The following is a 25,466-nucleotide window of genomic DNA, read 5'->3' on the forward strand; positions in this document are numbered from 1 at the left end:
ACTATGATAAAGGTGCAATTTTGCGCCTTTAGATTATTTTTATGTGTCTTTAATTATGCCCTACAGTTTGGTTAACGGGATTAGCCACTATTATGAGTGGATTACCGCCTCCGGAGGCGCTGAGCCTTCTGGGAAACCAGTCATGCTGTTTATTCATGGGTGGGGTGGTTCTGCTCGATACTGGGAAAGCACTGCCCAAGCAATTTCCCATACTTTCGACTGTCTCCTCTGTGATTTACGGGGCTTTGGGCGATCGACTTTTTCTAACTCTTCAGATTTAGCGATCGCGGGTAATCTTAGCTCCCTATCTCCTAGCTACGAGCTAGAAACCTATGCCCATGATCTGGTTGAGTTACTAAACACTCTGGGATTAGAGAAGGTATACCTTAACGCTCACTCCATGGGTGCCTCGATCGCAGTTTTCTTTATAAACTTATATCCAGAGCGGGTTCAACAAGCAATCCTAACTTGCAGCGGCATTTTTGAATATGACAAAAAATCGTTTGAAGCGTTTTATACGTTTGGCGGTTATGTTGTAAAGTTTCGTCCCCGCTGGCTCTATCAACTGCCATTTATGGATCGGCTGTTTATGCAACGCTTTTTGCACCGTCCCCTGTCGGGAACCATCAGCCGAGACTTTTTAAATGACTTTTTAATGGCAGATTACGAAGCAGCAGTAGGCACAATTTTTACTTGTGTTAGCAAAAAAGCAGCGGAAGAGATGCCTGGAGAGTTCGCCCGGTTAAAGGTTCCAACTCTTCTTGTTGCCGGCGATCGCGATATTATTATTCCGGCTGAACTGGGGCAAAGAGCCGCCGCCCTTAATCCTGAACACATTCAGTACATTGTTATGCCGGATACTGCTCATTTCCCAATGCTGGAAGATGCGCCTACTTACCTGAAACACTTATCCAATTTTCTTAAGCTTGACTGCACCGCTGCTCAACCCTCAACTTCACAAATTAGCTAAATCTACTACGCTCTTAGGCAAAATATCATAGCTACCTAACACTTTTAGGGTATCTGTGTGATGTCTTAACTCTGCTAATGCCGATTGAACCGTATCTTGGCGAGTATCCGCTTCTAGATCAATAAAAAATAAATAATCACCCAGCGATCGCTTAGTTGGGCGCGATTCAATCCGGCTAAGGTTAATGCCCTTTTGGGCAAAAATATCCAGCGGCTTTACTAGCGCTCCTGGCATATCATGCAGACTGAAAGCAAGCGAGGTATGATTTCCGCCTAAAGAAGGTTGCAAGCCTAGCACCCAAAAGCGAGTGCAATTATCAGGGTGGTCATTGATTGGATGCGCCAAAATTGGCACTTTGTATAACAATGCGGCTCTTTGAGAAGAAATTGCTCCAGCACTCCTATTGTTTCCAAGTTGTTGCAGAGCTTCCGTTGTGGAGTTGGTAGGAATCAACTGAGCGTCAGGGCGATAGCGCTCTAACCAAGCCTGACATTGGGCAAGCGCTTGGGGATGGGAAAAAATTGTTTGAATCGACTCAATTTCATTGGCATGGGACAGCAAGGCATGAGAAATTGGCAGGACTAACGCCCGCTGAATTTGCAGCACATCTAATGTCCAAAGAGTATCGAGAGTCGTGGTGACGCTGCCCTCAATCGAGTTTTCAATCGGTACTACGGCTAAGTCTGCTTGTTTCAGCGCGACAGCATGAAGCGTTTGAGCAATACTCGGATACGCGCATAGCAAAGATTCTTGATGAAAATTTTGGGTCAACCAGGTGGAATAGATTAAAGCAGCGGCTTCAGCATAAGTGCCAGAAGGTCCCAAGTGCGCGATCGATACTGTCATCCTGTTCTAATCTCTCTTGTACCTAAATTACCAGCAGTTATACCTTTCACCATAAATTTTACCCTCTGACAAGGTTACAGATTCTCAGGATTGTTACAGCCCTTCACCTAAACAAGACTCAAACATTACAAATCAAAAGGATTTCCAAACTGAATAATTTCTATTTTTAAGCTGTAGCTCGAAAAGCTTTCTAGCACGGGTGCCACAGCAAAGCTACTTTAAAGAGACTTCTACTCCAAGTGGCAAGGAGGAATATACTTGAGTTATAAGGGTCTTCTCTCAAAAGACTAACCGTATCCACTTCTCAACTTGTTACAATAATTAGTAATTCGTTACACTTCATCCCGTTTTTTCAGTTGCGCCTCCAATGGATATTCAGTTTTTAGCTGCTCAATCGGTAGATATTCCTGTTGTTGAACAGCCTGTGCCTATTCAGCACTATTTGCGTCAACCTCAACGGCTCATTAATGCTTTGGCAGGCTCTAGCCAGATTGAAGTTTTGGGCAATGACCTGTTTCGGCTGAAAATGCGCCCCCTTAAATTTATGCTGTTAAGCTTGCAGCCTACGGTGGATATGCGAGTTTGGGCAGCATCAGATGGCGTAGTTCGGTTGCAATCAGTGCGGTGTGAAATTCGAGGGGTTGAATATATTAACCAGCGGTTTTCATTAAATCTGACAGGACACTTGCAGGTTATTAATGATCAACAAACGACTCGGCTAAAGGGAAAAGCTGATTTAGAAGTATTGGTAGAGTTGCCGCCGCCCCTTTGGTTAACTCCTAAGTCTATTTTGGAAACGACTGGAAATGGACTTTTGAAGAGTGTTTTACTGACTATTAAACAGCGACTACTGTATCAGTTGCTATCAGACTATCGAACTTGGGCGATCGCGCAAATTGAAGATAGAAAAATTGAGGATGGAGCTTTGAATCAGCCTATAACCTTACCCGCTAGTAGTTTTTAGGTTAGCTTTCAATCCTGACTTAAAGAATTAGAGCTATCTTCTAAAAGCGCTAGACGACAAGGACTAAAAGATCTACGGTGGTAAAGCGTGATGCCGTAGTTGAGAATAGCTTGTCGATGGGCAGAAGTGCCATAGCCCTTATTGGTTGCGAGTCCATATTGCGGGTAGCGCAGTGCCATCCGAGTCAGTAGTTCATCTCGCCATACTTTCGCAAGGATACTAGCCGCCGCAATAACGGTAGATTTTTGATCGCCTTTCACTAGTGTTTCTTGTAGGATCGATAGGTCAGGGATGGGTTGATTTCCATCAATTAAGCAAAAAGTTGGCTGAACGGGTAGTTTCATGATCGCCCGCTTCATTGCTAAGAGGGATGCTTGCAAGATATTGAGCCGATCAATTTCCCGCACCGAAGCATATCCAATCTGATAGGCAATCGCAAGAGAGCGAATTTGAATAGCAAACTGTTGACGTTGTGATGCAGACAGCAATTTGCTATCAGTGACTCCAGCGATCGCTAAATCATCCAAAGCGCTATCGGGCAAGATCACGGCGGCGGCAACCACTGGACCAAACAACGCCCCACGCCCAACCTCATCGACTCCAGCGATGATTAAGCTGGAATCCCAAGAGTGGGTTAGTCCCGGAAATTCAAGCTGCTCAGCAGTAAGGGGTTTCCTGCGCACCATGAATAATTGTTTAATCAGTCGTGCTGGCGGAAGACCGACGGCGACGGCGACGAACAATTCCATTATCGGGTTCAGGTTCAGGTTCAGGTTCGAGTTTGAGTTCGGGTTCCACAGGCTCAATGATCGCTTTTGCTAGCCTAGGCGCAATTTTAATGGGAGCCGCGATCGCTGTTTCCTCTTTCTCTTCGATAGGTTGAAGATAGGTGGATTTTTCCACTATCCTTGGCTCTACCGGACTCGCCGATGCTTCTAAGGCATCGACTGTTAGTGGAAGTGGGGGCACTTGTCCGGGTAAAACAACCGAAATAACCGCTGATTTAGGATTTTTTACAGTCTGTTGAGACAACACCAAGGGAGAAACCCCCATCCAAGCATAAACCTCTTGTTCTTCGGGGGTCATTTCAACCATCACCATCTCTTGTGGTTCCATCGGCTTACTTTCACGCCGCGATCGCCCCCGCTTTTCTTCTACTTCAGTTGAGACGGCTGCCTCTTTTTCTTCTGCTATCTCTCCTTGCTCTAATCCAGTGTCAGGACGAGCGCCATCTGAACGAGTTCGACTCCGCAAAGCAGTCGCCTCGCGGGAGTCGCGCCGTCCACGAGGCACTTCCCGCTCTCTAGGCTTGCTTTCAACAGACTCTTCTCCTTTAGTATCTCCATCTAACGCACCTCGATCTTCTAACCCATTATTCGGAAGCCTACTGGGCACTCGACTTTCGCTCGAAGCGCCACCTCGACCGCGATCTCGACCAGTTGGAGGCGGTGCTTCCTCACCCGTGCGGCGGCGGCGGCGGCGGCGATTATTCCCTCCTACTTCTTGATAATTGGGATGGCTCAGCATCTCTTGCAAATCGTCTGTTTCTTCATCCTCCCGGTCTTCCCAAGGAAATTCGGCAGGCAGAGAAATATCAGGTAACTCACGGCTAGGTAACTCTCGTCCACGGGGCGCTCCACGGTCTGAACGATATTCCCGAATGGGAGTCACCGTAGAGCTTTCAGCAACTTCTTCATCGGCATGATCGAGTTCACCTGGCAAATGTACGATTTGCCCCGTACCACTACAGGTTGGGCAAGCTCGCCCAAAGAGTTCATAGATGTTTTTACCTTGACGCTTCCGGGTTAGCTCAATCAATCCTAATTCTGTCAGTTGAGCAATTTGAGGACGGGCTTTATCCGATCGCAGGGCTTTATTGAAGTGCTCCAATACTTGCAACTGATCGCGGCGAGATTCCATATCAATGAAATCTACAATAATCACCCCAGCAATATTTCGTAGCCGAAGTTGACGAGCAATTTCGGTTGCCGCTTCACAGTTTGTCCACAATACTGTTTCTCGTGCCGTTGCAGACCGAGTGAAGGAGCCAGAGTTTACGTCAACAACCGTTAAAGCTTCGGTGCGTTCGATGATAATGTAGCCACCAGAAGGCAAATCAACTCTGGGTTTGAGCGCTTCTCGGATGGCGGCATTGATGCGGAAATACTCTAATACTGAGACGCGATCGCGGTGATGATCAATTAAAACGCCTTGAGGTAACTTACCACCGCCCCACGTTGTTAAATGCTGCTTTATTCGTCTCAACCCGGTGTGTGAATCTGCCACAATTCGATTTACATCACCACTGTATACATCTCGCAACACTCGCTGAATAAAGTCATCATCTCGATTGAGCAGCGCTGGGGCACGCGTCGAAGCCGCTTCCCGGCAAATGGTTTCCCACTGCTCTTGCAACGCTTCCAAATCTTCGATGATGGCTTCTTCCGGCACTCCCTCCGCTTCAGTTCGCACGACTAAACCCATCCCAGCAGGCTTAATCAAAATAGCTAATGCTCTCAAGCGGTTGCGTTCGTTTTCAACGCGAATCCGACGCGAAAGGTTAACGCCTTTTCCATGGGGCATCAAAACCAGATACCGACCTGGAAAAGAAATATTTCCAGTTAATCGAGGTCCTTTGTTGCCAGTCGGCTCTTTCATCACCTGCACTAGCACTTTTTGCTGAGGGCGTAGCAATTCAGTAATTGATCCGGCGGCTCGTTGCAGCTTTAAAGGTCCTAAATCAGTAACATGAATAAAGCCATTGCGGTCAGAGTCTCCAATGTTGACAAATGCGGCATCAATCCCTGGCAACACATTTTCAACAACCCCTAGATAAACATCACTAACTTGGTGAGTTCCAGTGGCAACAATTAGCTCTTGAATTTGATCTTCTGAAAAAACAGCAGCGATGCGGTGCTGTTCCGCGATGATAATTTGTTTCGGCATTCAGTTTCCTCAAGATTCAGCGATCTCATTGAGTGGCAAGCGTCCTGCTTAATAAACCACTCATCGGGTTAAAAACAATTTTTGAAAGCGATAGAAGCGATGGGACTTGCAGATGCAGCAAAAAACTCTCATCTAAGCTAGGTGAAGAGCCTAAAAACAGCTAGCCCCAACATAGAACAACTGAGCCAAGCAACTATATCTAAGACTGGAAAGCCCATATTCATTAGGGTATCAAGGTCTTGTTCATTAGTAGAAAGCTTAGTGAAGCAAGCTGCTCCCAGTATTAACACTGGCGTATGAAGCGGTTCCCCAGGCAATCCCAGTCCGCAACAGCTTCTATTGAAAAGCATTATAGCGCGTAGAGACTACCAAGATGTTAAATTTAATAGACCAGGGGATACATAACAATCTTGCTCCCATCTGGCTTGCAGTTCAAGCATCTTAATTTGAAGTGTGCTGCTAAGGCGAAAGTGCCACCTACGCCAGATGCAAAATCCGTGTCTTTGCACCGTCTCAAGTGCCATACTTCATTTGAATTTTGACTCCAGTGTTGGGACCTGCCACTAAGAAGACAGCCTGACCAAATTTCGGAGGTCCTGTTTTCACGACTGGATTATTGGAAAAGCCATAGCCTTCGGTGGGCATTCCAGCAGCGTTGCGGTTGAGTTTGCGATCGCCATTTGCGTCGTGAAATGCTGCTACCGCATAGCTGCCTGCCGCCAGATTTTTGAAGGAAAACCGTATTGGCTCCTCAGTAATTTTGACACACTCTCGTTTTGTGGATTTTCCATCTCCTTCGGGAAAGCCTTTATTTTCAGGAAAGAGCCGAATGCAGAGGAGACCTTTTTGGTTTTGCAGTCCACTAATTTCAACAGTTAGGTTGCCCTTAAATTTAGACTGGGCAGTCGATTGGTCGTGAATGGTACTTGCCAGTACGAGACTGCTCAAGGCCGCGATCGCACCCAACCCACCCTGTAAACTCCTCAGCATGACAATTCTCCAAAAAAGTGGGCGCAGACAAAATCACTGACAGCAAGACGCAACCGGGCGATGAATAGTTGCCGACTCTAGATTAATCGAAATCTTCCTTAATCTCAGGTCGTCCGCCTAAAGCCGTTGCGATCGCATCCACTACCCGCGCTACCTCTATCACCTCAAAGCCGGGTAGGGAAAAAGATTGACCTTTCGGAATAATCGCCTGCTTGAAACCTAGCTTAGCCGCTTCCTTTAGCCGCAGTTCCATTTGCGAGACGGGGCGCACCTGTCCCCCTAAACCCACTTCGCCAATCAACACCAAGCGTGGATCGACCAGGCGATCGCGAAAGCTGGCGACGACTGCCACTGCCACACCCAAATCTGCAGCAGGTTCACTCACGTTCAACCCCCCTGATGAAGCAACATAGGCATCCAGTTTCGATAATGGAATGCCGACTCGTTTCTCTAGCACTGCCAAAATTTGCAGCAGTCGATTGTATTCAATGCCCGTAGTAGAACGGCGAGGCGAACTATAGCTAGTGGGGCTAACCAAGGCTTGCAGTTCCACCACAATCGGACGGGTGCCCTCACAGGCGACAATTGTGGCACTTCCCGGCGAAACTTCTTCACGGTTGCCCAAAAATAATTCTGAGGGATTCAGCACTTCCTGCAAACCCTGATCCACCATTTCAAATACGCCAATTTCGTGAGTCGGACCAAACCGATTTTTCACCGATCGCAGCAATCGATGGCTGGCAAAGCGATCGCCTTCAAAATACAGCACTGTATCGACTAAGTGTTCCAATACTTTAGGACCCGCGATCGCTCCTTCCTTCGTCACATGACCCACAATAAACAGCGAAATATTCTGGCGTTTGGCAAACTGCATCAGCATGGAGGTACATTCTCGCACCTGCGCCACCGACCCCGAAGCCGAAGTCAAGGCATTGAAATGTAACGCCTGAATACTATCAATCACCGCAACTTGAGGCTGAAGCGACTCCAGTTCTTCCAAAATCGTGTCTAAGTCGGTTTCAGGCAAAAGATAAAGGGACGAGTCAGAAGAGGAGGTTTCAGGTTTCGGGTTCCGGGTTTCAGAGATAGATTGAGTTTCTAACCCCTGCTTTCTGCTCCCCGACTCCTGTTCCCTGTTCCCTTCCCCCAACCGCATTGCTCGCAGTTTCACCTGTTGCCCTGATTCTTCGGCGCACACGTATAGCACGCGATAGTGTTGTGCCAATTGATTCGCAGTTTGGAGCAGCAAAGTCGATTTACCAATGCCGGGGTCGCCGCCAATCAGCACCAGCGAACCCGGAACGATGCCGCCACCCAGAACGCGATCGAGTTCAATGTAGCCGGAGCCAAGACGGGCTTGGGGATGATCGGAGATTTGAGCCAGCGTCAGGGACGCTTTAGGTTGAGCGACGGTTTGAGCAGTGGTGCGTTTCCGGCTTGCAGTGCTGCTGACGCTTTGCCGGGTGGATGAATTCGCTGCCGAAACCACTTGTTCTTGTAAAGAGTTCCAGCTTTCACAAGCTAAACATTTGCCAAAATATTGGGAAAACTCAGCCCCGCACTCATTGCAAACATACAGCGATCGCGATTTGGCCATTATTTTTATCAGTTATAAAATAGCTTTGTTTATGAAAGAGACCTATTCGTCATAAATTGTTAAAAAACACTGAAATGTAACCAGGTAGGAATCTTTGAGGATTTCAATGTTTATCTATGAAGTACTATCTTAATGATAGGGTACGAAAATTAATGATTAGAAACTCAACTTAAGGAGCGGAAGGACGTTGGAAAACCATAAAGAAAAAATATTGGTTGTGGATGATGAAGCCAGCATTCGCCGTATTCTTGAAACGCGCCTTTCAATGATTGGATACGATGTGGTAACGGCGGCGGATGGAGAAGAAGCGCTAGACACCTTTCGCAATGCCGCTCCTGATTTGGTTGTGCTAGATGTAATGATGCCCAAGCTCGATGGATACGGAGTGTGTCAGGAGTTACGCAAAGAATCGGATGTTCCGATCATTATGTTGACCGCGCTGGGCGATGTTGCCGATCGCATCACGGGTTTGGAACTCGGCGCAGATGATTACGTGGTCAAACCTTTTTCTCCGAAAGAATTAGAAGCTCGGATTCGCTCAGTTTTGCGTCGCGTTGAAAAAACGGGTAGCTCTGGCATTCCTAGCTCCGGCGTGATTCATATCAACAGCATTCGGATTGATACCAACAAGCGTCAGGTATACAAAGGGGATGAACGCATTCGCTTAACCGGAATGGAATTCAGCTTATTAGAATTGCTAGTCAGCCGTTCGGGGGAGGCATTTTCTCGCTCTGAAATTTTGCAAGAAGTCTGGGGCTATACGCCGGAGCGCCATGTGGATACCCGCGTGGTAGACGTTCACATCTCTCGCCTGCGCGCCAAGTTGGAAGATGACCCCAGCAATCCAGAACTGATTTTGACCGCACGGGGCACGGGCTATTTGTTCCAGCGAATTCTTGAACCGGGTGAACTGGAGAAGGCGTAAGCTAGTAAGAGTTCGCGATCGTTCTTGATTTCTCCCATGCAAATCTACTTGGACTACAGTGCAACTACCCCCACTCGACCAGAGGCGATCGCTGCTATTCAGCGGGTTTTGGCAGAAGAATGGGGAAACCCCTCTAGCCTCCATGCGTGGGGTCAGCGCTCGGCGATCGCGCTGGAGCGTGCGCGTGTGCAGGTTGCCCGGTTAATCAATGCGCCCCCGGAGTCCATTGTGTTTACCTCTGGCGGCACTGAAGCCGATAACCTGGCAATTATGGGAGTTGCTCAGCACTATGACGCGCCTCAGCATTTGATCATCTCTAGCGTGGAACATTCCGCGATCACAGAGCCTGTCCGGTCACTAGAACACCAAGGCTGGCAGGTGACTCGGCTACCCGTCAATCGCCAGGGACGAGTCAACCCACTGGATTTGCAAGCAGCGCTATGTTCCAATACGGTGCTGGTGTCGATTATTTACGGTCAAAGCGAAGTGGGAACGCTACAGCCTATTTCTACCTTGGCAGAAATAACCCATCGCCATGGTGCGCTATTTCACACCGATGCCGTGCAGGTTGCTGGACGGTTGCCGATTGACGTACAAACCCTGCCCGTAGATTTGCTGTCCCTATCCAGTCACAAGCTGTATGGATCGCAAGGAGCGGGAGCGCTCTATGTGCGTCCGGGTGTGGCACTGTTGCCGTTATTGCTGGGTGGCGGACAGGAATCTCGATTACGCTCAGGCACTCAGGCCGTTTCAACGATCGCAGGTTTTGGGATTGCCGCAGAACTGGCTGCCGCAGAACTGGAAATCGAAACACCCCGCTTGCTACATCTGCGAGATCGCCTGTTTGACCAGCTTGCCGATGTACCCGGATTGATGCCCACAGGCGATCGCCTCCATCGGTTGCCGCACCACGTCAGTTTTTGTCTCGATCACGCCGATGGTGAAATTCTCACGGGCAAAGCCTTGGTGCGCCAGATGAATTTAGCCGGGATTGGCATCAGCGCCGGAGCTGCCTGTCGCAGTGGCAAGGTTACCCCCAGCCCCATTTTGCAAGCAATGGGATACCGCGATCGCGTTGCCAAATCTGGCATCCGCCTTACCCTCGGACACCACACCACCATTGAGGATATCGACTGGACAGCACTGGTTCTGAAACAAATATTGGAGCGATCGTCTAAGCCTGCGCTGACTCACGTTTAACGCTTTATTATACGTTGAGGATAATATGATAAGGTTTCAAACCTTTGTAAACCTGCAAGTCCTATCCTGGCTAGAAAGTGTTTTATGGGAACTCTGCTCATTTCGCTCCTCCCGTATATCATCGGCAGTGCGGTCGTGCCGCTGCAAATCATCATCGGTTTGTTGCTACTAAAAAGCCCCAAACAGGGATTGTTTAAGGCGATCGCCTATGTGGCTGGAATGACGATTACACGTCTGCTACAAGGCTTGCTGTTTGGTTTTATTTTATCCAGATCTACAACATTTGCTGACGGCAGTAGTGGGAAGAGTCCAGTCATTTCAACATTGCTTCTAGTGCTGGGCATTCTCTTACTGATCGCCGCCTACAAAAAATGGCGCAAGGCGGATGATCCAGATGATCCACCGCCCAAGTGGATCACCACGATTGACAGCTTAACGCCGCTTAAAGCCTTGGGAATTGGACTTGCACTACCCTTGATTGCAGCCAAGCTGTGGGTTTTTACGCTCAGTGCATTGGCGACGATCGCAGCAGCACAATTGGGGCAACCCACCAGCGCGATCGCCTACTTACTCTTTATCGTGCTGGCTGAATCCTTGCTGCTATTGCCAATTTTGATGCGTATTTTAATTCCCGAACGATCAAAGTCTGTACTTACAAGCCTTTCAGCCTGGTTGACTAGAAATAACCGACCCATCACCATCACGGTCTCGCTTGTTTTCGGTCTATTGTTCTTGCAGTCTGGTATTAGCGGATTACTTGCGTAGGAAGGTTTATCAGCAACGGCACGGCTCACAACTCGCCGATCTCTTTTGCCAGAGTAAACTTTTCCCAGGTTGTTGGAATAAATAGGATGCGTTTCAACCGACTGCTGGCGATCTGCTGAGGTAGTTTTTCAAGCGTCCCCAACTCCAGCTTGCAGTAACGTTTTTCACTGTTGGCAGTTCGAGATTCTTCAGGAAATAATTCCCAGCGGTAGACTTCATGGATTGCAGTCACCTCAGCATAGTAGCGAACCGCATGAGCTTCAGTGCCAAACACTTTCGTTTGATAGAATGCCAGCCATTTTGGTTGCCAGCATTTCCGCTGTTTTAGCTTTGCCACTTGGTCAACCGGAATGCGATACCAGTGCTGATCGCGGGCAATCTCCAGGTCTGCCCGGTTATTAAGGATTGCAATGAGAACTTCGCCGCAGCAAGACATGGGTAAAAGATACAAGGTGAGAGGAAATAAAGGAGAGCGATCTCATTTTTTCTAGCTATCCCATTCACCAATCAGTTCTTGCTAGCTCACCGTGAGAATCTACACTTTGTAAAGCTGAATCGCTAGGATGGAGGCTCAACCCCAGACAAACGGATGAATTGCGGTTTTTGCCGATTTGCTTTCTGAGAATTCCGTTCAGTGGCTTCTCAGATACGTTAATATTATTTAACACAGCACGATAAAAATTAGCTCCAAACTCTGATAACAGGAGGATACACCCCGGTGAATAAGCGGTGGAGAAACGTTGGTTTATACGCTCTACTGGCGATAGTTGTCATTTCTTTGGCAACCGCCTTTTTTGATGGTCGTCAACCCCAAGGCGGCCGAGACAGCATGCCCTATAGTGAATTCGTGCAGCGGGTTGAAGCAGGAAAACCACAACCCGGCGACACTGAAAACACGAAGATAGGCAAAGTTCGGATTAGCGGCGATCGCTCCTATGCTCGCTTCCGTGATGGCACGACCGAGGTTTCGGTTAACCTGCCCAGCGATCCTGACTTGATTGATATTTTGACGAAGAACGGCGTAGACATTGCCGTGATGCCTCAAGCTGAAGGAGGAGACTTCTGGTTCAAAGCACTCAGCAGTCTATTCTTCCCGGTTTTGTTGCTGGTGGGTTTATTCTTTCTGCTGCGTCGTGCCCAAAGTGGTCCGGGTAGCCAAGCCATGAACTTTGGTAAATCCAAAGCGCGAGTGCAAATGGAGCCTCAGACCCAGGTTACCTTTGGCGATGTGGCTGGAATTGATCAGGCAAAGCTAGAGCTAAATGAAGTAGTAGACTTCCTTAAGAATGCCGACCGCTTTACTGCGATCGGTGCCAAGATTCCTAAGGGCGTTTTGCTGGTTGGACCTCCCGGAACCGGTAAAACCCTGCTGGCTCGTGCGGTTGCCGGAGAAGCAGGCGTACCCTTCTTCTCGATCTCTGGTTCCGAGTTTGTGGAAATGTTTGTGGGGGTCGGTGCATCTCGCGTTCGTGATTTGTTCGAGCAAGCCAAAGCAAACGCGCCCTGCATCGTATTTATTGATGAAATCGATGCAGTGGGTCGTCAACGGGGTGCTGGCTTAGGCGGTGGTAATGATGAGCGGGAGCAAACCCTGAACCAATTGCTGACCGAAATGGATGGCTTTGAAGGCAATACTGGCATCATTATTATTGCCGCCACCAACCGCCCTGACGTTTTGGACTCGGCGCTCTTGCGTCCCGGTCGATTTGACCGTCAAGTGGTGGTCGATCGCCCCGATTTTGCGGGTCGTGCGGAGATTTTGCGGGTTCATGCGCGGGGTAAAACCTTGTCGAGTGATGTGGATCTAGACAAGATCGCTCGTCGGACACCCGGTTTCACAGGTGCGGATCTGTCCAACTTGCTGAATGAAGCAGCAATCTTAGCGGCACGGCGCAACCTGACCGAGATTTCAATGGATGAAGTCAATGATGCGATCGATCGCGTCTTGGCGGGTCCCGAAAAGAAAGATCGGGTCATGAGCGAAAAGCGCAAAACTTTAGTTGCCTACCATGAAGCGGGTCATGCCTTAGTCGGTGCTTTGATGCCCGATTATGATCCGGTGCAAAAAATTAGCATCATTCCTCGTGGTCGGGCTGGCGGTTTGACCTGGTTCACACCCAGCGAAGATCGGATGGATTCTGGCTTGTATTCTCGCTCCTATCTGCAAAATCAGATGGCGGTTGCTTTGGGTGGTCGGATTGCTGAAGAACTGATCTTTGGTGAAGAAGAAGTGACCACGGGTGCTTCTAATGACTTGCAGCAAGTAGCGCGGGTTGCCCGTCAAATGGTAACGCGGTTTGGCATGAGCGATCGCTTGGGTCCAGTCGCATTAGGTCGTCAGCAGGGCAACATGTTCTTAGGACGTGATATTGCGGCTGAGCGTGATTTCTCCGAAGAAACCGCAGCCACGATTGACGATGAAGTCCGCAACTTGGTGGATCAAGCCTACCGTCGCTCGAAAGCAGTGCTTTCCGGGAATCGCCATGTGTTGGACGATCTCGCAAATTTGCTGATTGAAAAAGAAACGGTGGATTCAGACGAGTTGCAAGAACTGCTGGCAAACAGTGATGTCAAAATGGCAACTATTGCTTAACTGCAAACTGTATAGCTTAAATGGTAAAAACCTGATTCCGGCAAGTCAATTTTCTTAGCTAGGGGTAACCTCAAAGTAGGTTACCCTTTTTGGTGCAGTAGGTTAACTGCACCGCCCCGATGGATTGATACTGACGCACCTCTACTAATTTCAGTGCTGTTTCCGGGTTTGGTGATGAGAGCAGAGGAATTCCTTCTCCTAAAATGATCGGCATGATAGAGAGGATATAGTGATCCACCAGTTCAAGTTTCATAAAAGCGGCAACGAGGGCGGCTCCTCCCACAAGCCAAATGCGCTGAAGCCCTTGTGATGTCATTTCCTGTACGAACTGATCGGGTGAGGTTGAAGTGAAAAAAACATCGGGGCGATCGCTGGTGAGAGCCTGCCGAGTAAAGACATAGGACGGTTTGCCGGGGTACGCCCACTCGCCAAAGCTCAAAACTTGCTCATAGGTGGTGCGTCCCATTGCTAGCACATCCACCGACTGATAAAAGTCAGCGTAGCCAAAATCCTCACCTGTTTCATCTGTAGGTAACCAATCTACACTGCCGTTGCTTCGGGCAATATAGCCATCGAGGCTAGTGGCAATATACAACACAACTTCTGTCATGGAATCGCTCTTTTATAGCTTGATAAATGACAAGAGACGCGATCGCTCACGTCTCTTGTTTGTTTTATTTTAAGACTCAGGTGAATTAGCTAAACTGCTTCTTACTAGCCTTCTCTAAATTGAACAAAACGCTTAGGGTTTGCATTGCCTGCTGTCTTGCCTCAATGTCTTGCTGGGCACGGAGTTGCACCATTGGATCATGCAGAATTTTGTTGACGATGCCGCGAGTCAGCGCTTCGATGATTTCTTGATGCTTTTCGGCAAATTCCGTGCCTAAACGAGACAGGGCTTTTTCCAATTCTTGGGCACGAATCGTTTCTACCTTGTCGCGCAGACTGCTGATGGTAGACACGGTATCCAGCGATCGCCACCAAGTTGCAAAAGTCTCCACTTCTTCATCCAACAGCACTTCTGCCTCCATTGCCATTCGCCGACGGGCTTCATGGTTTTGGGCAACCACCGCTTTCAGATCATCTACGTTGAACGCCTGCACATGGGGCAGTTCATTCACATCAGAATGGACATTACGCGGCACCGCAATATCGAACACCATCAAATGCTGAGCCGGATCAAGAACAGCTTCTAGCTTGGCGCGATCGAGAATCGGTTCAGTGGCGGCAGTGCTGGTGAACACCAGATCGGCATGGGGCAACCGTTGGGCTAAGTCAGAAATGGGATGCAACTGAAGCGTCACCTCAGGAAACTCGCGAGCAAGCTCTTTTGCCCGTTCCATAGAGCGGTTCAAAATTGTGATGTTGTTTGCGCCCTTAGAGAGTAAATGCTGCACCAATAAGCGCGACATTTTACCGGCTCCCAAAATCGTAACGCGACAGGCGGCTAGGTTCTGCACCTTTGTTTGCGCCATTTCCACTGCGGCTGAACTGATCGAAACGGCTCCTGTCCCAATACTGGTTTCGGTGCGAACCCGTTTTCCGGCAGTCAGAGATTGCTTGAAAAGCTGGTTTAGGGTTCGTCCAACTCCTTTATGCTCTTGACCCAATTTATGGCACTGTTTGACCTGCGCCAAAATTTGCCCTTCGCCCAAGACCAGGCTATCTAATCCGGCTGAGACCCGCATTAAGTGCATGACTGCATCTTGATGGAGCAACATAAATAGGTATGGACGCAAGTAGGCGATCGGCAGTTTGCTATGGTCACTCAAAAACTGAGTAATTTCCCGAATGCCGTTTTCAGTCTCGTTGACGACCACATAAATTTCCAGACGATTGCAGGTGCTAAGAATGGCAACTTCTTCAAGATGAGGATAGCTGCATAGCTGAGCGATCGCTTTATCGCAGCTAGTTTCTGGAATACTTAGCTTTTCTCGAACTTCGACCGGGGCAGTTTTATGGCTCAAACCCACAACAACGATGTTCATATGTCTTATTGATGTCTTATTTATTAAACCGCTTTTTTGAATGAAATTATTAGCCAATCAACAGCCAGCTTTAGGTTAGTTTTTAGCAGCTAACTGGTGATTGGCTCTACTTTTTAGTGCAATTGAATCACTTTAGGCTGATCAAACATGTGAATGGTATCTACAAATCGAGCCGTTTTTGATTGGCTAGAAATAACCAGCGTTTGGCTACGTGCCCCACCTTTGAAGAAGCTTACGCCCTTGATCAGGTTGCCAGAGGTAATCCCGGTTCCGGCAAATAACACATCTTTACCGGACGCAAGTTCGTCTGCGTCATAGATCTTGTCTGGGTCAGTAATGCCCATCTCATTCAATCGAGCAATGTTTGCTTCCTTGCTTTCTCCAATTAGCCCCGTTTTGACAACAGCGGGATCGTAAATCAGTTGTCCTTGGAAGTGCCCCCCTAAGCAGCGCATGGCAGCAGCGGAAATGACTCCTTCAGGTGCAGCACCAATTCCCATGAGGGCATGAATATTGGTTCCAGAAAAACCACAGTTAATCGCAGCACCCACGTCGCCATCACTGATCAGTTGGACTCGTGCGCCAGCTTCTCGGATTTCTTTGATCAAGTCAATGTGGCGATCGCGCTTCATCACCACCACGACCAGTTCATCAATGGCACGATCCAGACAATCTGAGAGAATCTTTAGATTTTCGGTAGCAGACTTGGTGATGTCTACATGTCCTTTGGCTGCCGGAGGAGCCGCCAGTTTTCTCATATAGAAATCGGGTGCCGCAAACAGTCCACCTTTTTCAGAAATCGCCAACACTGCCATCGAACCCGGTTGACCATACGCACAGAGATTAGTGCCTTCGCAAGGATCGACTGCAATGTCAATTTCGACGAGTTCATCGGGATTGCAAAACGTTTTGGCATCCGGTTGGGAACAAATGCCCACTTCTTCGCCAATGTAGAGCATAGGGGCATCATCCCGTTCCCCTTCCCCAATCACAATGCGACCTCGCATGTAAATTTTATTCATCCGCTCCCGCATAGCTTCGACTGCCACCCGGTCTGCTTCATTCTTGTCTCCCTTGCCCATTAACCGGGCAGAGGCGATCGCAGCCTGCTCAACGACTTCAATAATTTCTAAACCGAGTGAGTTATCCACCTCGTAAGTCCTCCAAACTGCTGATTTTGCGCGGTTTCGTACATCCACTTCAATGTATCAGTCTATCAAAAGGGGGAGACCTGCTCACCAGAAATCTGGGTAGAAGTGTGTGTAAAGTTTTACTGCTAAAGGGCGAAGAGCAGGTAACAACCAACAAGAGTCATTTGATTGGCTGAATTCGTAACTGTGAATACTAGATGGAGTCAAGCCGAACTGCTATTGTGCTCGCTAGCTGAAGCGATCGATCAGTTTCAACATATACACTGGAAACTTTATCGGCTTTATCGGTTTTCTTTTCACCCAAGGAGTATTCTGCTGAACCCATTGCATTCACCCGCTCAGGTTCCTCATTTTGCAGAGCCAGGGCGCATCAATCCTAAAACTTCTCAGGATTTGATGCCAGAGGTAGCCTACAGCGCTGCATTGGATTACATTGTCTTCACCTGTGTGGATATTGCTTTTCTGTATGGCGATCGCCTGTTGCTCGCAAAACGCAATCGCTACCCACGCAAATCATGGTGGATTATTGGGGGACGGATGGTTGCGGGAGAAACTCCTATAGAATCTGCTCAACGAAAGTCATCCGAAGAAGCTCAACTCCATGACCTCACTGCTGAACGGTTTCAATACATTGGTGTATATTCCACTTCTTTCGCCTTGCGAGAACAGGCTCCAATTCATCATGGTTCGCACAGCGTTAATTTAACCTATCAAGTCACGTTGAGCGAGTCGGAAACCCAGTTACTTGAATTAACCAGCAGCGAATATGACTCTAATTACCAATGGGTTCAATTAGAGCAAATCGGCGAACTGATCGATCCGAATAGTCCGCTTGATCAAGCCCTGTTGAAAATTGTTCAAGACTTGCAAATTGAAAGGTAGGAAACGCGAATGACCCTCAACTCTACACTTGTAACTCTGAACTCCTTTTGTATTGTTGCTTAACAATCTGCCAAATGTAGATTTTGTATGGTAGTACAGTGGGGATATTTAGCATTGCAAAATTTAGCATTGCAACGTTGTTCTCTCAAAGTTTCGGGTATTAGTCGGAAGTTTTCAGCAATAGATTGCCTTGAATTGAGCGCAAATTGCCAAAGCGAATATATCATTAGCATCGCGCTGATTGATTTGTCTAACTTTTCTATCTTTCAGGATTCAGAGCTATGAGTGAAGCGGCGAGTTCAAACCCCGATCCAAATTCAAGATTATCCGAAGCCACCCAGACTAAAGGGATGCCTGTGAAGCAAGAAGATTTTACTTCCCGGCAGAGTAACGAGGGAGCTTCAGGCAAGTCTTTGCAAGGGGCGATTCATGAAGTGAGTCCTTTGGAAACCGCTGATTGGCAGCCAGTAGAATTTCCTGATGCAATGAGTTTGGCTCAGCTATCTCAGCCAGTGTCTTCTAAAAGTGAGCTTGCTCAGCCCAGCACTTTAGATACGGAAGCTCGTCAATCAGATTTGAGAAATCAAATTGAGCAATTACAGCAAGAAAATTCAGCGTTTCGGGTTCAAGTGAGCCAGCTAGAGCGCGATCTAACCCAAGCGCAGGTGGAGCTTCAGCTAGAAGTTACGCGCTTTTATTGCAAAGACTCTGAAGCAGCGATTTCGCAAAGCGAAGCCCTTAAGGGAACTGCGCCTCAGTCACCGCTGAACTCTAAAAATCTGGCTGCTATTCATCAGCAGATCAGCCACCTTTCTCAAGAATTAGACTTGTCTCAGAAAATGGGGCATCGTCAGCAGATTTTAGTCGAAACGCTCAGCGCCCAGTTAGAAAGCGGTCAGGAACGCATTGCCCACCTAGAGCGAGATTGCGCCATCACTCAGCAGCGATATAACGAACAGGTGCAGTTAGTATTGCAGGCAGAAAATGTTTGTCGGGATTTGCGAATGCGATTACACCGCCAGCAGCGACAAGCACTCCAGTTCAAAGCCGCCTTAGAAAAAAGCTTGGAGATGGGATCGGTGCAGGGAGCAGCGATCGCCCAGTCTGATTTAACTTCACCCGACGAGATCGATACGGCAACTCCTTTTATTCCTAAAGTGCAGCCAGTGCAACCTTGGTCACAGGGAATAGCAACCGATTCGCACTCTGCAAGTTGTCGGGGCGAGGAACAGGTTCTACTTAATCTATTTTCTAAACTGTTAATGGCGGATCAGCAGCCCGCAGAAGAAATAGAAATAACCCCAATCCAAGAAGTTGAGTTAGCGTCGATTCAAGTGGCTCCAAGGGTAGAGCAATTTCAAGAGGTTGAGTTAGCCTCACTTCAAGAGGTTCCAAGGGCGGATCAGAAGAATCAACCTGCTGATAGTGAGCTGGCATCCGCGCCATTGAGCAAGCCGCTATCCCCTTCCACCGAAGTTGTCACTTTTGAAGAGGTGTCTCACTATATGAGTTTGATTTTTCCCAAGCAGATTGATGCCCCTTCTCACCCTCACCCAGTTTCCCCATCGCAAGAAGCCGTTTTTGACGTTAGTCCATTTTTGGAGGCAGGTGAATCGAATTCAATCAAAACTCCTGCTGTGGAACTGCGACCGATCGCCAAGACTATTTTGCCGCCGTTATTGCATCCACCCCGCCCTAAACAATCCGTAGCCCCTCAACCAACCCCTTTAGAAGCAACAGCGCCACCCCCAGCCGTGCGTCAACCGGGTGCTCGCGAAGAGAATTTGTGGGCGGATTTAGCCAAACTGATTGAGCCGGATTCGTTAATAGACAATGCTTCTACAGAGGCTTCTACACCTGACTTGCCTAATCAAACGGTGGAGCAGGTTTCAGCACCTGCGAATCCATTTCAATCGGCTGCTAGCTTGATGAGCCATGAGGACGCTAATCAGGAACCCGGTGAGCAACCTAACAAGGGAGATCGCTCTAAGGCAGCAAAACCCCTGTCGTTAGATTTCTTTGCTTACATTGAAAAAAAGGCGGCTAATACACCCAAATCTGATACACCCAGATCGGACACGCCTAGACCTGAGGCTTTGAACGCTGCTTCCACCCCTAAGCCTAATGCAAACGCAAATCTGTCTCATTTTGAGAAAAAGACAGCCGCCCCTGAAGAAGCGCCAGAGTCGTCGTCTAGCCAACCTGCCACGAGCAAAAGCAAGTCCATTCCTTGCCCTTCACCAATCTTGTACCCCTTTCGCCCTACTAAAAAGCTGCAATCAATGTCAGCCGTAGATTTGCCATCCTTCTGACATGCGGCGCGTTGAATTAAGGGCTTTTACAGTCCATTGTTGATTCGGGCAACGGTGAAATAGTTGGAGCTTGGGTTGTCAGAGGGCGATCGCGTTCCACACTAAATCCTCCGGCTTTTTTTCCAGTCGCTTGGGGTTTTCCCATGCCGTCGGTCATGCCATAACTGCGTGCCAGCAACCAAAGCCACAGGGTTGGAAACTTGAATTCTATCCAAGGTTGCATCTGTCGTATCCAACGGGGAAACCAACTGGCAAATAGCGCACTGATAAAAGCTTGCAGCGTGAAATCGAAATAACTGCCAAGCCAGCGCAATAAATCTTTTGCCCCTGCCATTTGCCAGATCCACAGCAACAAAGCCGGATTTTTCCAGGCAGCCGTCAATGCCATCCGGTTAAATTGCAGCCAGCTTACCCGGTCTTTAATGAATGCTTCAGCGATCGCGGGAGGCTCGTCTGCCAGAATGCCAAAGAAGGTATTAAGCATCGCGTTTACTCGTTCTGGCGCAATAAACTTTCCAGTGGGCACCATCATGCCTTTAGAAAACAGCCAAGTCACCGCTACATTGCTCTGAAAGGCGCGAATTTGATTCAGATGATGGGCATCTAACAAATCGTGTTTGAGGGCAGTATCCAGCAGGTGTGTTAGGCGGGGTAGATTTCGCACAAGGGAGCCAAACCCAGTAAACACCAAAGGTGATTGCAGAGACGCAGAATCCCCAATAGCAATCAGCCGATCAAACGCCACGGTGCGATCGCGGCTGCCCACGCTAAAGTGCCCTGGAATATAGCCAAACGTTGGCTTTTTCCACACCAGTTTTTCCAGGTCACAGCGGCGATATTCTGGCAAAATCGCAAAAAAGTCTTCATACATTTCCAACAAAGAGCCAGGATTTGCAGGATTCACTTGATGGTAATGGAAGAGGTAAACGGTCAATTCTTCACCTTCCGCTGGAAATAGCTCCCAAATTAGCTGCCGCCCCCGCGAAATATCCCCGTGGCTGTTGAGCACGTCACCGTAGCGCTGATCCCATACGCCGGGTTCAAACCCGCTAGAAATGACTGCGCCCACTGTTGGACATACGCTGTCAAAGGTGCGTCCGCCGTTGAGTTGCCACGCGATCGGCGAAGCAGTGCCCATGGCATCAACCAACAGGCGACCGCTGACTTCTTTAGCCGTTTGAGTTGGCAAATACTGACACTGTACTGTGACTTGATCTCTGCCCACCTCTGCTTTAACAAACTCTGTTTCATCCCAAATCTCACCACCATGCTCCCGCAGTTTGGCTCCACACAGGCGCAGCAACTTTTCGGCATCCAATCCCACGTTCAGCACCGTCGGGGTATGCAAGACCGGAGCTTTTGCTTGAGGGGGATTATTGGCATCAAAGAACTTATGAAATCCATCTATATATTCGCGGGCGATCGCACTTTCAAACTCAGCCGACGTAAACAACCCCAGATCAATCAGATTTTGAAATTCACTGCGAGAAATATTCCATTCTCGGTTCATCTTGCCAAACGGCAAACGCTCAATCAGCAGCACTCGATAGCCCAACCGAGCCATCACCGCCGCATGAATCACGCCCAAAGCACCACCCAGATAAATCAGGTCATATTTCTCTTCTTTCTTCTCTTTTCTCTCTTCTTTCCTAAAAATTACTTGCTTCGGCTGCTGAGGATTTTGCACACTCTCCCGCCAGCGTTGCTCCCACCAATAAACCCGTTTCAAGTCATACTCGCCATTGGGCATTGCCTGAAAATATTTGACAGTGAGAGGATAGTGATCCTCTAACGCGGCAAAAACCGACTGTTGGGTTAAATCGATTTTGGGTGGAGCCGGGTAATGATTGGGAAATTGTTCCCGAATTGATTTGATCAGGTATCTTAAAATATCTTGCTCACGAGGAAGAGGACTTCCCCAGCGAAACGCCTTCAAATAGGTTGTTCGCTGAACCGTCCAGACGAAAATCGAAAGTTCATCTGGCAGGGCGATTTTCGCAGGAATCATTTTATGAATTGCGGGTTCAGAAATTTTTTGATCCGGGGGGGTAGTTGAAGAAGCGTAAATCTTAATTCCTGATGGGGTGATGCGTTTTTCCCCAGCTAACGGTGTAAAAACGCCTTGTATCCAGAGTTTAACGGCTGCTGTATCTGGGGTAGGAATTTCAATATAAAGAACTTCTTTCATTTGCACTTATAAACTCCTATGAACCGCCGCCAACAATCGGGTTAAGAAATTCTTAAATACGTTAAACTCTGCACAAGTTCGCACGCTGAAAATCTTTAAGTCCTTCTCATCCTAGTTTTAATAGTGCTTCTGTTGTTATCTTTGCTATGAATTATTCTATTTCAGCCAACCCTCAAAATGTGTCCTCCAAAAAGCCAGTGAGTGAGGAACTGATTGCTGCTGCGATCGCGGGGGTGATTCAAAGTGCTCGTTCTAATGGACAATCTTTGGAAGATTTAATGCGTGACGTTTTGGCAGACGATGCGTTGCTAGATGGGCAACAGCGCCGTTGTCTGGGGGAGGTTATTGAAACAGCTTGGAAAACGTTGCCCAATTCTCTTGGCTCTTTATGATTAGCTCTTTATGATCTGACTCTGACACTTGAACTATGGAGCGGCGATCGCAAAAAGATATAATCCTCAAACATGGAAGCGAACCATTGCATTTTTGAGATGAATTTTTGAGAGGCTGAGAGCGCATGGATAACAAATTGATGTTGATGATTCCCGGACCAACACCGGTACCGGAAACTGTGCTATTGGCAATGGCAAAGCATCCAATCGGACATCGCAGCGGTGATTTTTCCGCAATCATGGCAGAAGTTACGGAAAACTTAAAGTGGCTGCACCAAACCCAGAATGATCTGCTGATTTTGGCGGCAAGCGGGACAGGCGCAATGGAAGCAGGCATTATTAATTTCCTCAGTCCAGGCGATCGCGTTTTGGTGGGCTGCAATGGTAAATTTGGCGATCGGTGGGCGGAAGTGTGCGATGCATATGGGCTGAAAACTGAGAAAATCACCGCCGAGTGGGGTAAACCGCTCGATCCAGAGCAATTTCGTGCAGTTTTAGAAGCAGATGCCACTAAAACTATTAAAGCTGTGATCATTACCCACAGCGAAACCTCCACAGGTGTTTTGAATGATTTGGTCGCTATTAATCGCCACGTCAAAGCTCATGAAGAAGCGTTGATCATCGTGGATACAGTCACCAGTTTGGGCGCAGTCAGTGTTCCAACCGATGAATTAGGGCTGGATGTAGTCGCGTCGGGTTCGCAAAAGGGCTACATGATTCCGCCGGGATTAAGCTTTGTTGCCGTTAGCGCTAAGGCATGGAAAGCCTACGCCACCGCAAAATTGCCGCGATTCTATTTTGATCTGGGCAAATATAAAAAAGATTCTGCCAAAAACACCACTCCTTTTACTCCGGCAATTAACCTAATTTTTGCGTTGCAGGCATCCTTGCAGATGATGAAGGCAGAAGGATTAGAAACTATCTTTGCGCGCCATCAACGACTCACTCAAGCCACGAGATCGGCTGTGAAAGCAATGGGGCTACCGCTGTTAGCTCCCGATGAGAATGCCAGTGCTGCGATTACAGCGGTGATGCCCGACCAGGTAGACGCGGAAAAAGTTAGATCGGTGATGAAGAAGCGGTTTGATATTGTTTTAGCCGGTGGACAAGATCATCTGAAAGGTAAAATCTTTCGGATTGGGCACTTAGGGTTTGTCGGCGATCGCGATATTTTGGCGGCGATCGCGTCTTTAGAAGCCACCTTGCAAGAGTTGGGCTATGAAAACTTTTCCCCTGGTGCCGGTGTTGCAGCCGCAGCCAAAGTCATTGCAAAGTTCTAAATAGACTGTTCGTTAGACTATCCAAACCTGATGTACAACTGACACGCCCTCATTCCAACCCTTCTCCCCCAGGAGAAGGGCTATTTGTAGTATTTATGCAAAACACCTACCGACAAATCAGCGCTAGCGATCGCACGATTCTAAGACACGCCTTGGCTAATAAGCACTGCCGTCTTTATGGGTAAAACTCCAGCGGGTAGACTGAGTGGCTGCCAAGTCATCATCTGGGTAAACAACCTCATCACCCGGAGCGCGATCGCCCACTTCCAAATAAACTGCGTCTGCTTGCGATCGATTTACTAACTGGTGCCCGTCTGCTTTTCCTGCCGGAAACCCTGCCGCCATCCCTGCTTGCAAAACTTGCTCTCCAGAATCCGTAAGCAGCGTTAGCTCACCCTCCAACACATAGACAAACTCATCTTGGCGAGTATGCCAATGACGAATGGAAGACGCGGCTCCGGGTGCTAAATAAACTCGATTCACCCCAAAGTTTTTTAGTCCTAGCGCATCTCCCAAAGCATACCTGCTGCGTCCAGCCACCTTTGCTTTTAGCGGCTCAGGATAATTCGATCCCGTTCTGGGTAAAACAGTTTCAGGATTCAAGGCTGGTAAAAATAATTCTTTAGGCAGCATGGGTTTGCTCCAAAATCCATTGGGCTGCATTGGCAAGATCTTTGGCGATGTAGTCAGGCTGGGTTTCGTGTTGATAATCGCCGCTGAGGACTTGTTCGCCAAAGCCTGTTTGCACCAAAATCCCGACGCAGCCTGCATTGTGCGCCATGTCGATATCGGTGGCTTTGTCGCCCACCATAAAGCTTTGGGCAATATCTAGATCGTGCTCCCAAGCGGCGGCGACGAACATCCCTGTGTTGGGTTTGCGCCAAGTGCTGTAGCGGGTGTATTGCGGATCGGTGCCGCCTTCGGGATGGCTGAGGTAAGGGCAGTAGTAAAGGGCATCTAATCGTGCTCCGGCTTCTTCTTGCAAAAGGCGGCAGAGGCGATCGTGGAGGGCATCCACATGACTGGCGGGATAGTAGCCACGAGCGGGACCGGATTGGTTGGAAACGAGGCAACAAAACAATCCGCGATCGTTGAGTTGACGCACTGCCTGGGCAACACCCGGTATCAAATGTAAATCTTCTACTTTGCGGATGTAGCCTGCTTCGATGTTGAGAACTCCATCGCGATCGAGAAATACGGCGGCTCTACTCATAGGATATTTAGGATGATCTCGGCATCGCTATTGTCGGCGATCGCAGCCCCATTTCGCGAGATGAATCTAAAATTATAGCTTGGCACTCTAACGGAGTTGCTTAATAACTGACAGTGACTAGCGAAGCAATTCAGGCATGAAGCGTGGTAGCACTGGTATCTTCCCAGCAGATGGATAAAGCGATCTCGCCCACCGACCCGCTGAAGAAAAAGGCGATCGCGATCGCCTTCAATCGCTTTAGCTTCCAATTTCATTGACTCAAAC

22 protein-coding genes are annotated in these 25,466 nt (G+C 48.4%); 10 read left to right on the forward strand and 12 right to left on the reverse strand.

Annotated elements, in window-relative coordinates:
- Positions 1 to 55 precede the first annotated feature (55 nt).
- Entirely contained in the window at positions 56 to 970 is a 915-nt protein-coding gene (locus tag AC1S5B_RS02015; protein WP_482034051.1) for an alpha/beta fold hydrolase, read from the forward strand.
- Here the strand turns inward: AC1S5B_RS02015 and pheA are convergent.
- Complete coding sequence (gene pheA / locus AC1S5B_RS02020) at positions 956 to 1,816, reverse strand: prephenate dehydratase (RefSeq protein WP_482034052.1); 861 nt, start codon at positions 1,814 to 1,816, stop codon at positions 956 to 958. The two genes, AC1S5B_RS02015 and pheA, sit on opposite strands and share 15 nt — an antisense overlap.
- A gap of 367 nt (positions 1,817 to 2,183) precedes the next feature.
- On the opposite strand from pheA, the gene AC1S5B_RS02025 reads away from it, so the two are divergent.
- Positions 2,184 to 2,780, forward strand: coding sequence for a DUF1997 domain-containing protein (locus AC1S5B_RS02025; protein WP_482034053.1), 597 nt, complete (start codon positions 2,184 to 2,186; stop codon positions 2,778 to 2,780).
- An 8-nt stretch (positions 2,781 to 2,788) separates the two neighbouring features.
- Here the strand turns inward: AC1S5B_RS02025 and AC1S5B_RS02030 are convergent, their stop codons facing one another.
- The 4 genes from AC1S5B_RS02030 to radA form a co-directional block, all read right to left on the reverse strand.
- Positions 2,789 to 3,466, reverse strand: coding sequence for a ribonuclease HII (locus AC1S5B_RS02030; RefSeq protein WP_482034054.1), 678 nt, complete (start codon positions 3,464 to 3,466; stop codon positions 2,789 to 2,791).
- 10 nt (positions 3,467 to 3,476) lie between these two features.
- The gene (gene rne / locus AC1S5B_RS02035; RefSeq protein ID WP_482034055.1) at positions 3,477 to 5,726 is read right to left on the reverse strand and encodes a ribonuclease E; all 2,250 of its coding nucleotides are present in this window, start codon (positions 5,724 to 5,726) and stop codon (positions 3,477 to 3,479) included.
- A gap of 513 nt (positions 5,727 to 6,239) precedes the next feature.
- Positions 6,240 to 6,716, reverse strand: a complete 477-nt coding sequence (locus AC1S5B_RS02040; RefSeq protein ID WP_482034056.1) for a DUF2141 domain-containing protein — start codon at positions 6,714 to 6,716, stop codon at positions 6,240 to 6,242.
- A gap of 82 nt (positions 6,717 to 6,798) precedes the next feature.
- Complete coding sequence (radA, locus tag AC1S5B_RS02045) at positions 6,799 to 8,313, reverse strand: DNA repair protein RadA (protein ID WP_482034057.1); 1,515 nt, start codon at positions 8,311 to 8,313, stop codon at positions 6,799 to 6,801.
- Between the two features lie 187 nt (positions 8,314 to 8,500).
- On the opposite strand from radA, the gene rpaB reads away from it, so the two are divergent.
- The 3 genes from rpaB to AC1S5B_RS02060 all read left to right on the forward strand — a co-directional run bounded on the left by rpaB (position 8,501) and on the right by AC1S5B_RS02060 (position 11,203).
- Positions 8,501 to 9,238: a response regulator transcription factor RpaB gene (rpaB, locus tag AC1S5B_RS02050; protein WP_171574246.1), complete on the forward strand. Its 738-nt coding sequence runs from the start codon at positions 8,501 to 8,503 to the stop codon at positions 9,236 to 9,238.
- Between the two features lie 36 nt (positions 9,239 to 9,274).
- Entirely contained in the window at positions 9,275 to 10,438 is a 1,164-nt protein-coding gene (locus AC1S5B_RS02055) for a cysteine desulfurase family protein (RefSeq protein ID WP_482034058.1), read from the forward strand.
- A gap of 84 nt (positions 10,439 to 10,522) precedes the next feature.
- A complete protein-coding gene (locus AC1S5B_RS02060) occupies positions 10,523 to 11,203 on the forward strand; it encodes a GAP family protein (RefSeq protein ID WP_482034059.1) in 681 nt (226 codons plus the stop codon).
- 25 nt (positions 11,204 to 11,228) lie between these two features.
- Here the strand turns inward: AC1S5B_RS02060 and AC1S5B_RS02065 are convergent, their stop codons facing one another.
- Positions 11,229 to 11,639, reverse strand: a complete 411-nt coding sequence (locus AC1S5B_RS02065; protein WP_482034060.1) for a hypothetical protein — start codon at positions 11,637 to 11,639, stop codon at positions 11,229 to 11,231.
- A gap of 282 nt (positions 11,640 to 11,921) precedes the next feature.
- Between AC1S5B_RS02065 and ftsH3 the strand changes: the two genes are divergently transcribed.
- Positions 11,922 to 13,796 carry an ATP-dependent zinc metalloprotease FtsH3 gene (ftsH3, locus tag AC1S5B_RS02070; protein ID WP_482034061.1) on the forward strand — a complete coding sequence of 625 codons (1,875 nt, stop codon included), beginning with the start codon at positions 11,922 to 11,924 and terminating at the stop codon, positions 13,794 to 13,796.
- 70 nt (positions 13,797 to 13,866) lie between these two features.
- Here the strand turns inward: ftsH3 and AC1S5B_RS02075 are convergent, their stop codons facing one another.
- The 3 genes from AC1S5B_RS02075 to glpX form a co-directional block, all read right to left on the reverse strand.
- Positions 13,867 to 14,406 carry a dihydrofolate reductase family protein gene (locus AC1S5B_RS02075; protein ID WP_482034062.1) on the reverse strand — a complete coding sequence of 180 codons (540 nt, stop codon included), beginning with the start codon at positions 14,404 to 14,406 and terminating at the stop codon, positions 13,867 to 13,869.
- 85 nt (positions 14,407 to 14,491) lie between these two features.
- The gene (locus AC1S5B_RS02080; RefSeq protein ID WP_482034063.1) at positions 14,492 to 15,784 is read right to left on the reverse strand and encodes a glutamyl-tRNA reductase; all 1,293 of its coding nucleotides are present in this window, start codon (positions 15,782 to 15,784) and stop codon (positions 14,492 to 14,494) included.
- A 113-nt stretch (positions 15,785 to 15,897) separates the two neighbouring features.
- Complete coding sequence (glpX, locus tag AC1S5B_RS02085; protein WP_482034064.1) at positions 15,898 to 16,935, reverse strand: class II fructose-bisphosphatase; 1,038 nt, start codon at positions 16,933 to 16,935, stop codon at positions 15,898 to 15,900.
- 186 nt (positions 16,936 to 17,121) lie between these two features.
- Between glpX and AC1S5B_RS02090 the strand changes: the two genes are divergently transcribed.
- Together AC1S5B_RS02090 and AC1S5B_RS02095 are read left to right on the forward strand one after the other, a co-directional pair.
- Positions 17,122 to 17,817, forward strand: coding sequence for an NUDIX domain-containing protein (locus AC1S5B_RS02090; RefSeq protein ID WP_482034065.1), 696 nt, complete (start codon positions 17,122 to 17,124; stop codon positions 17,815 to 17,817).
- Between the two features lie 281 nt (positions 17,818 to 18,098).
- Entirely contained in the window at positions 18,099 to 20,129 is a 2,031-nt protein-coding gene (locus AC1S5B_RS02095) for a hypothetical protein (protein WP_482034066.1), read from the forward strand.
- A gap of 16 nt (positions 20,130 to 20,145) precedes the next feature.
- Here AC1S5B_RS02095 and AC1S5B_RS02100 read toward each other — a convergent pair whose 3' ends face one another.
- Positions 20,146 to 22,317, reverse strand: coding sequence for an NAD(P)/FAD-dependent oxidoreductase (locus AC1S5B_RS02100; protein ID WP_482034067.1), 2,172 nt, complete (start codon positions 22,315 to 22,317; stop codon positions 20,146 to 20,148).
- Positions 22,318 to 22,463: 146 nt separating this feature from the next.
- Here AC1S5B_RS02100 and AC1S5B_RS02105 point away from each other — a divergent pair, with 146 nt between their 5' ends.
- Both AC1S5B_RS02105 and AC1S5B_RS02110 read left to right on the forward strand, forming a co-directional pair.
- On the forward strand, positions 22,464 to 22,709 hold the full coding sequence (locus tag AC1S5B_RS02105; RefSeq protein ID WP_482034068.1) for a hypothetical protein: 246 nt from the start codon (positions 22,464 to 22,466) through the stop codon (positions 22,707 to 22,709).
- Positions 22,710 to 22,834: 125 nt separating this feature from the next.
- Positions 22,835 to 23,989, forward strand: a complete 1,155-nt coding sequence (locus AC1S5B_RS02110; protein ID WP_482034069.1) for a pyridoxal-phosphate-dependent aminotransferase family protein — start codon at positions 22,835 to 22,837, stop codon at positions 23,987 to 23,989.
- A gap of 156 nt (positions 23,990 to 24,145) precedes the next feature.
- On the opposite strand, the gene AC1S5B_RS02115 is transcribed toward AC1S5B_RS02110, so the two are convergent.
- Both AC1S5B_RS02115 and AC1S5B_RS02120 read right to left on the reverse strand, forming a co-directional pair.
- A complete protein-coding gene (locus AC1S5B_RS02115; protein ID WP_482034070.1) occupies positions 24,146 to 24,622 on the reverse strand; it encodes a cupin domain-containing protein in 477 nt (158 codons plus the stop codon).
- The gene (locus AC1S5B_RS02120; RefSeq protein ID WP_482034071.1) at positions 24,612 to 25,202 is read right to left on the reverse strand and encodes a D-glycero-alpha-D-manno-heptose-1,7-bisphosphate 7-phosphatase; all 591 of its coding nucleotides are present in this window, start codon (positions 25,200 to 25,202) and stop codon (positions 24,612 to 24,614) included. The genes AC1S5B_RS02115 and AC1S5B_RS02120 overlap by 11 nt, the downstream gene beginning before the upstream one ends.
- Positions 25,203 to 25,466 lie beyond the last annotated feature (264 nt).

It is taken from the genome of Leptolyngbya sp. CALU 1928 (genome assembly GCF_056784215.1).

Excerpts from the sequence above, each read along its gene's own strand:
- AC1S5B_RS02015 (WP_482034051.1), top strand. The coding sequence starts at position 56 with ATGCCCTACAGTTTGGTTAACGGGATTAGCCACTATTATGAGTGGATT.
- pheA (WP_482034052.1), bottom strand. The coding sequence starts at position 1,816 with ATGACAGTATCGATCGCGCACTTGGGACCTTCTGGCACTTATGCTGAA.
- AC1S5B_RS02025 (WP_482034053.1), top strand. The coding sequence starts at position 2,184 with ATGGATATTCAGTTTTTAGCTGCTCAATCGGTAGATATTCCTGTTGTT.
- AC1S5B_RS02030 (WP_482034054.1), bottom strand. The coding sequence starts at position 3,466 with ATGGTGCGCAGGAAACCCCTTACTGCTGAGCAGCTTGAATTTCCGGGA.
- rne (WP_482034055.1), bottom strand. The coding sequence starts at position 5,726 with ATGCCGAAACAAATTATCATCGCGGAACAGCACCGCATCGCTGCTGTT.
- AC1S5B_RS02040 (WP_482034056.1), bottom strand. The coding sequence starts at position 6,716 with ATGCTGAGGAGTTTACAGGGTGGGTTGGGTGCGATCGCGGCCTTGAGC.
- radA (WP_482034057.1), bottom strand. The coding sequence starts at position 8,313 with ATGGCCAAATCGCGATCGCTGTATGTTTGCAATGAGTGCGGGGCTGAG.
- AC1S5B_RS02055 (WP_482034058.1), top strand. The coding sequence starts at position 9,275 with ATGCAAATCTACTTGGACTACAGTGCAACTACCCCCACTCGACCAGAG.
- AC1S5B_RS02060 (WP_482034059.1), top strand. The coding sequence starts at position 10,523 with ATGGGAACTCTGCTCATTTCGCTCCTCCCGTATATCATCGGCAGTGCG.
- AC1S5B_RS02065 (WP_482034060.1), bottom strand. The coding sequence starts at position 11,639 with ATGTCTTGCTGCGGCGAAGTTCTCATTGCAATCCTTAATAACCGGGCA.
- AC1S5B_RS02075 (WP_482034062.1), bottom strand. The coding sequence starts at position 14,406 with ATGACAGAAGTTGTGTTGTATATTGCCACTAGCCTCGATGGCTATATT.
- AC1S5B_RS02080 (WP_482034063.1), bottom strand. The coding sequence starts at position 15,784 with ATGAACATCGTTGTTGTGGGTTTGAGCCATAAAACTGCCCCGGTCGAA.
- AC1S5B_RS02095 (WP_482034066.1), top strand. The coding sequence starts at position 18,099 with ATGAGTGAAGCGGCGAGTTCAAACCCCGATCCAAATTCAAGATTATCC.
- AC1S5B_RS02100 (WP_482034067.1), bottom strand. The coding sequence starts at position 22,317 with ATGAAAGAAGTTCTTTATATTGAAATTCCTACCCCAGATACAGCAGCC.
- AC1S5B_RS02105 (WP_482034068.1), top strand. The coding sequence starts at position 22,464 with ATGAATTATTCTATTTCAGCCAACCCTCAAAATGTGTCCTCCAAAAAG.
- AC1S5B_RS02110 (WP_482034069.1), top strand. The coding sequence starts at position 22,835 with ATGGATAACAAATTGATGTTGATGATTCCCGGACCAACACCGGTACCG.
- AC1S5B_RS02115 (WP_482034070.1), bottom strand. The coding sequence starts at position 24,622 with ATGCTGCCTAAAGAATTATTTTTACCAGCCTTGAATCCTGAAACTGTT.
- AC1S5B_RS02120 (WP_482034071.1), bottom strand. The coding sequence starts at position 25,202 with ATGAGTAGAGCCGCCGTATTTCTCGATCGCGATGGAGTTCTCAACATC.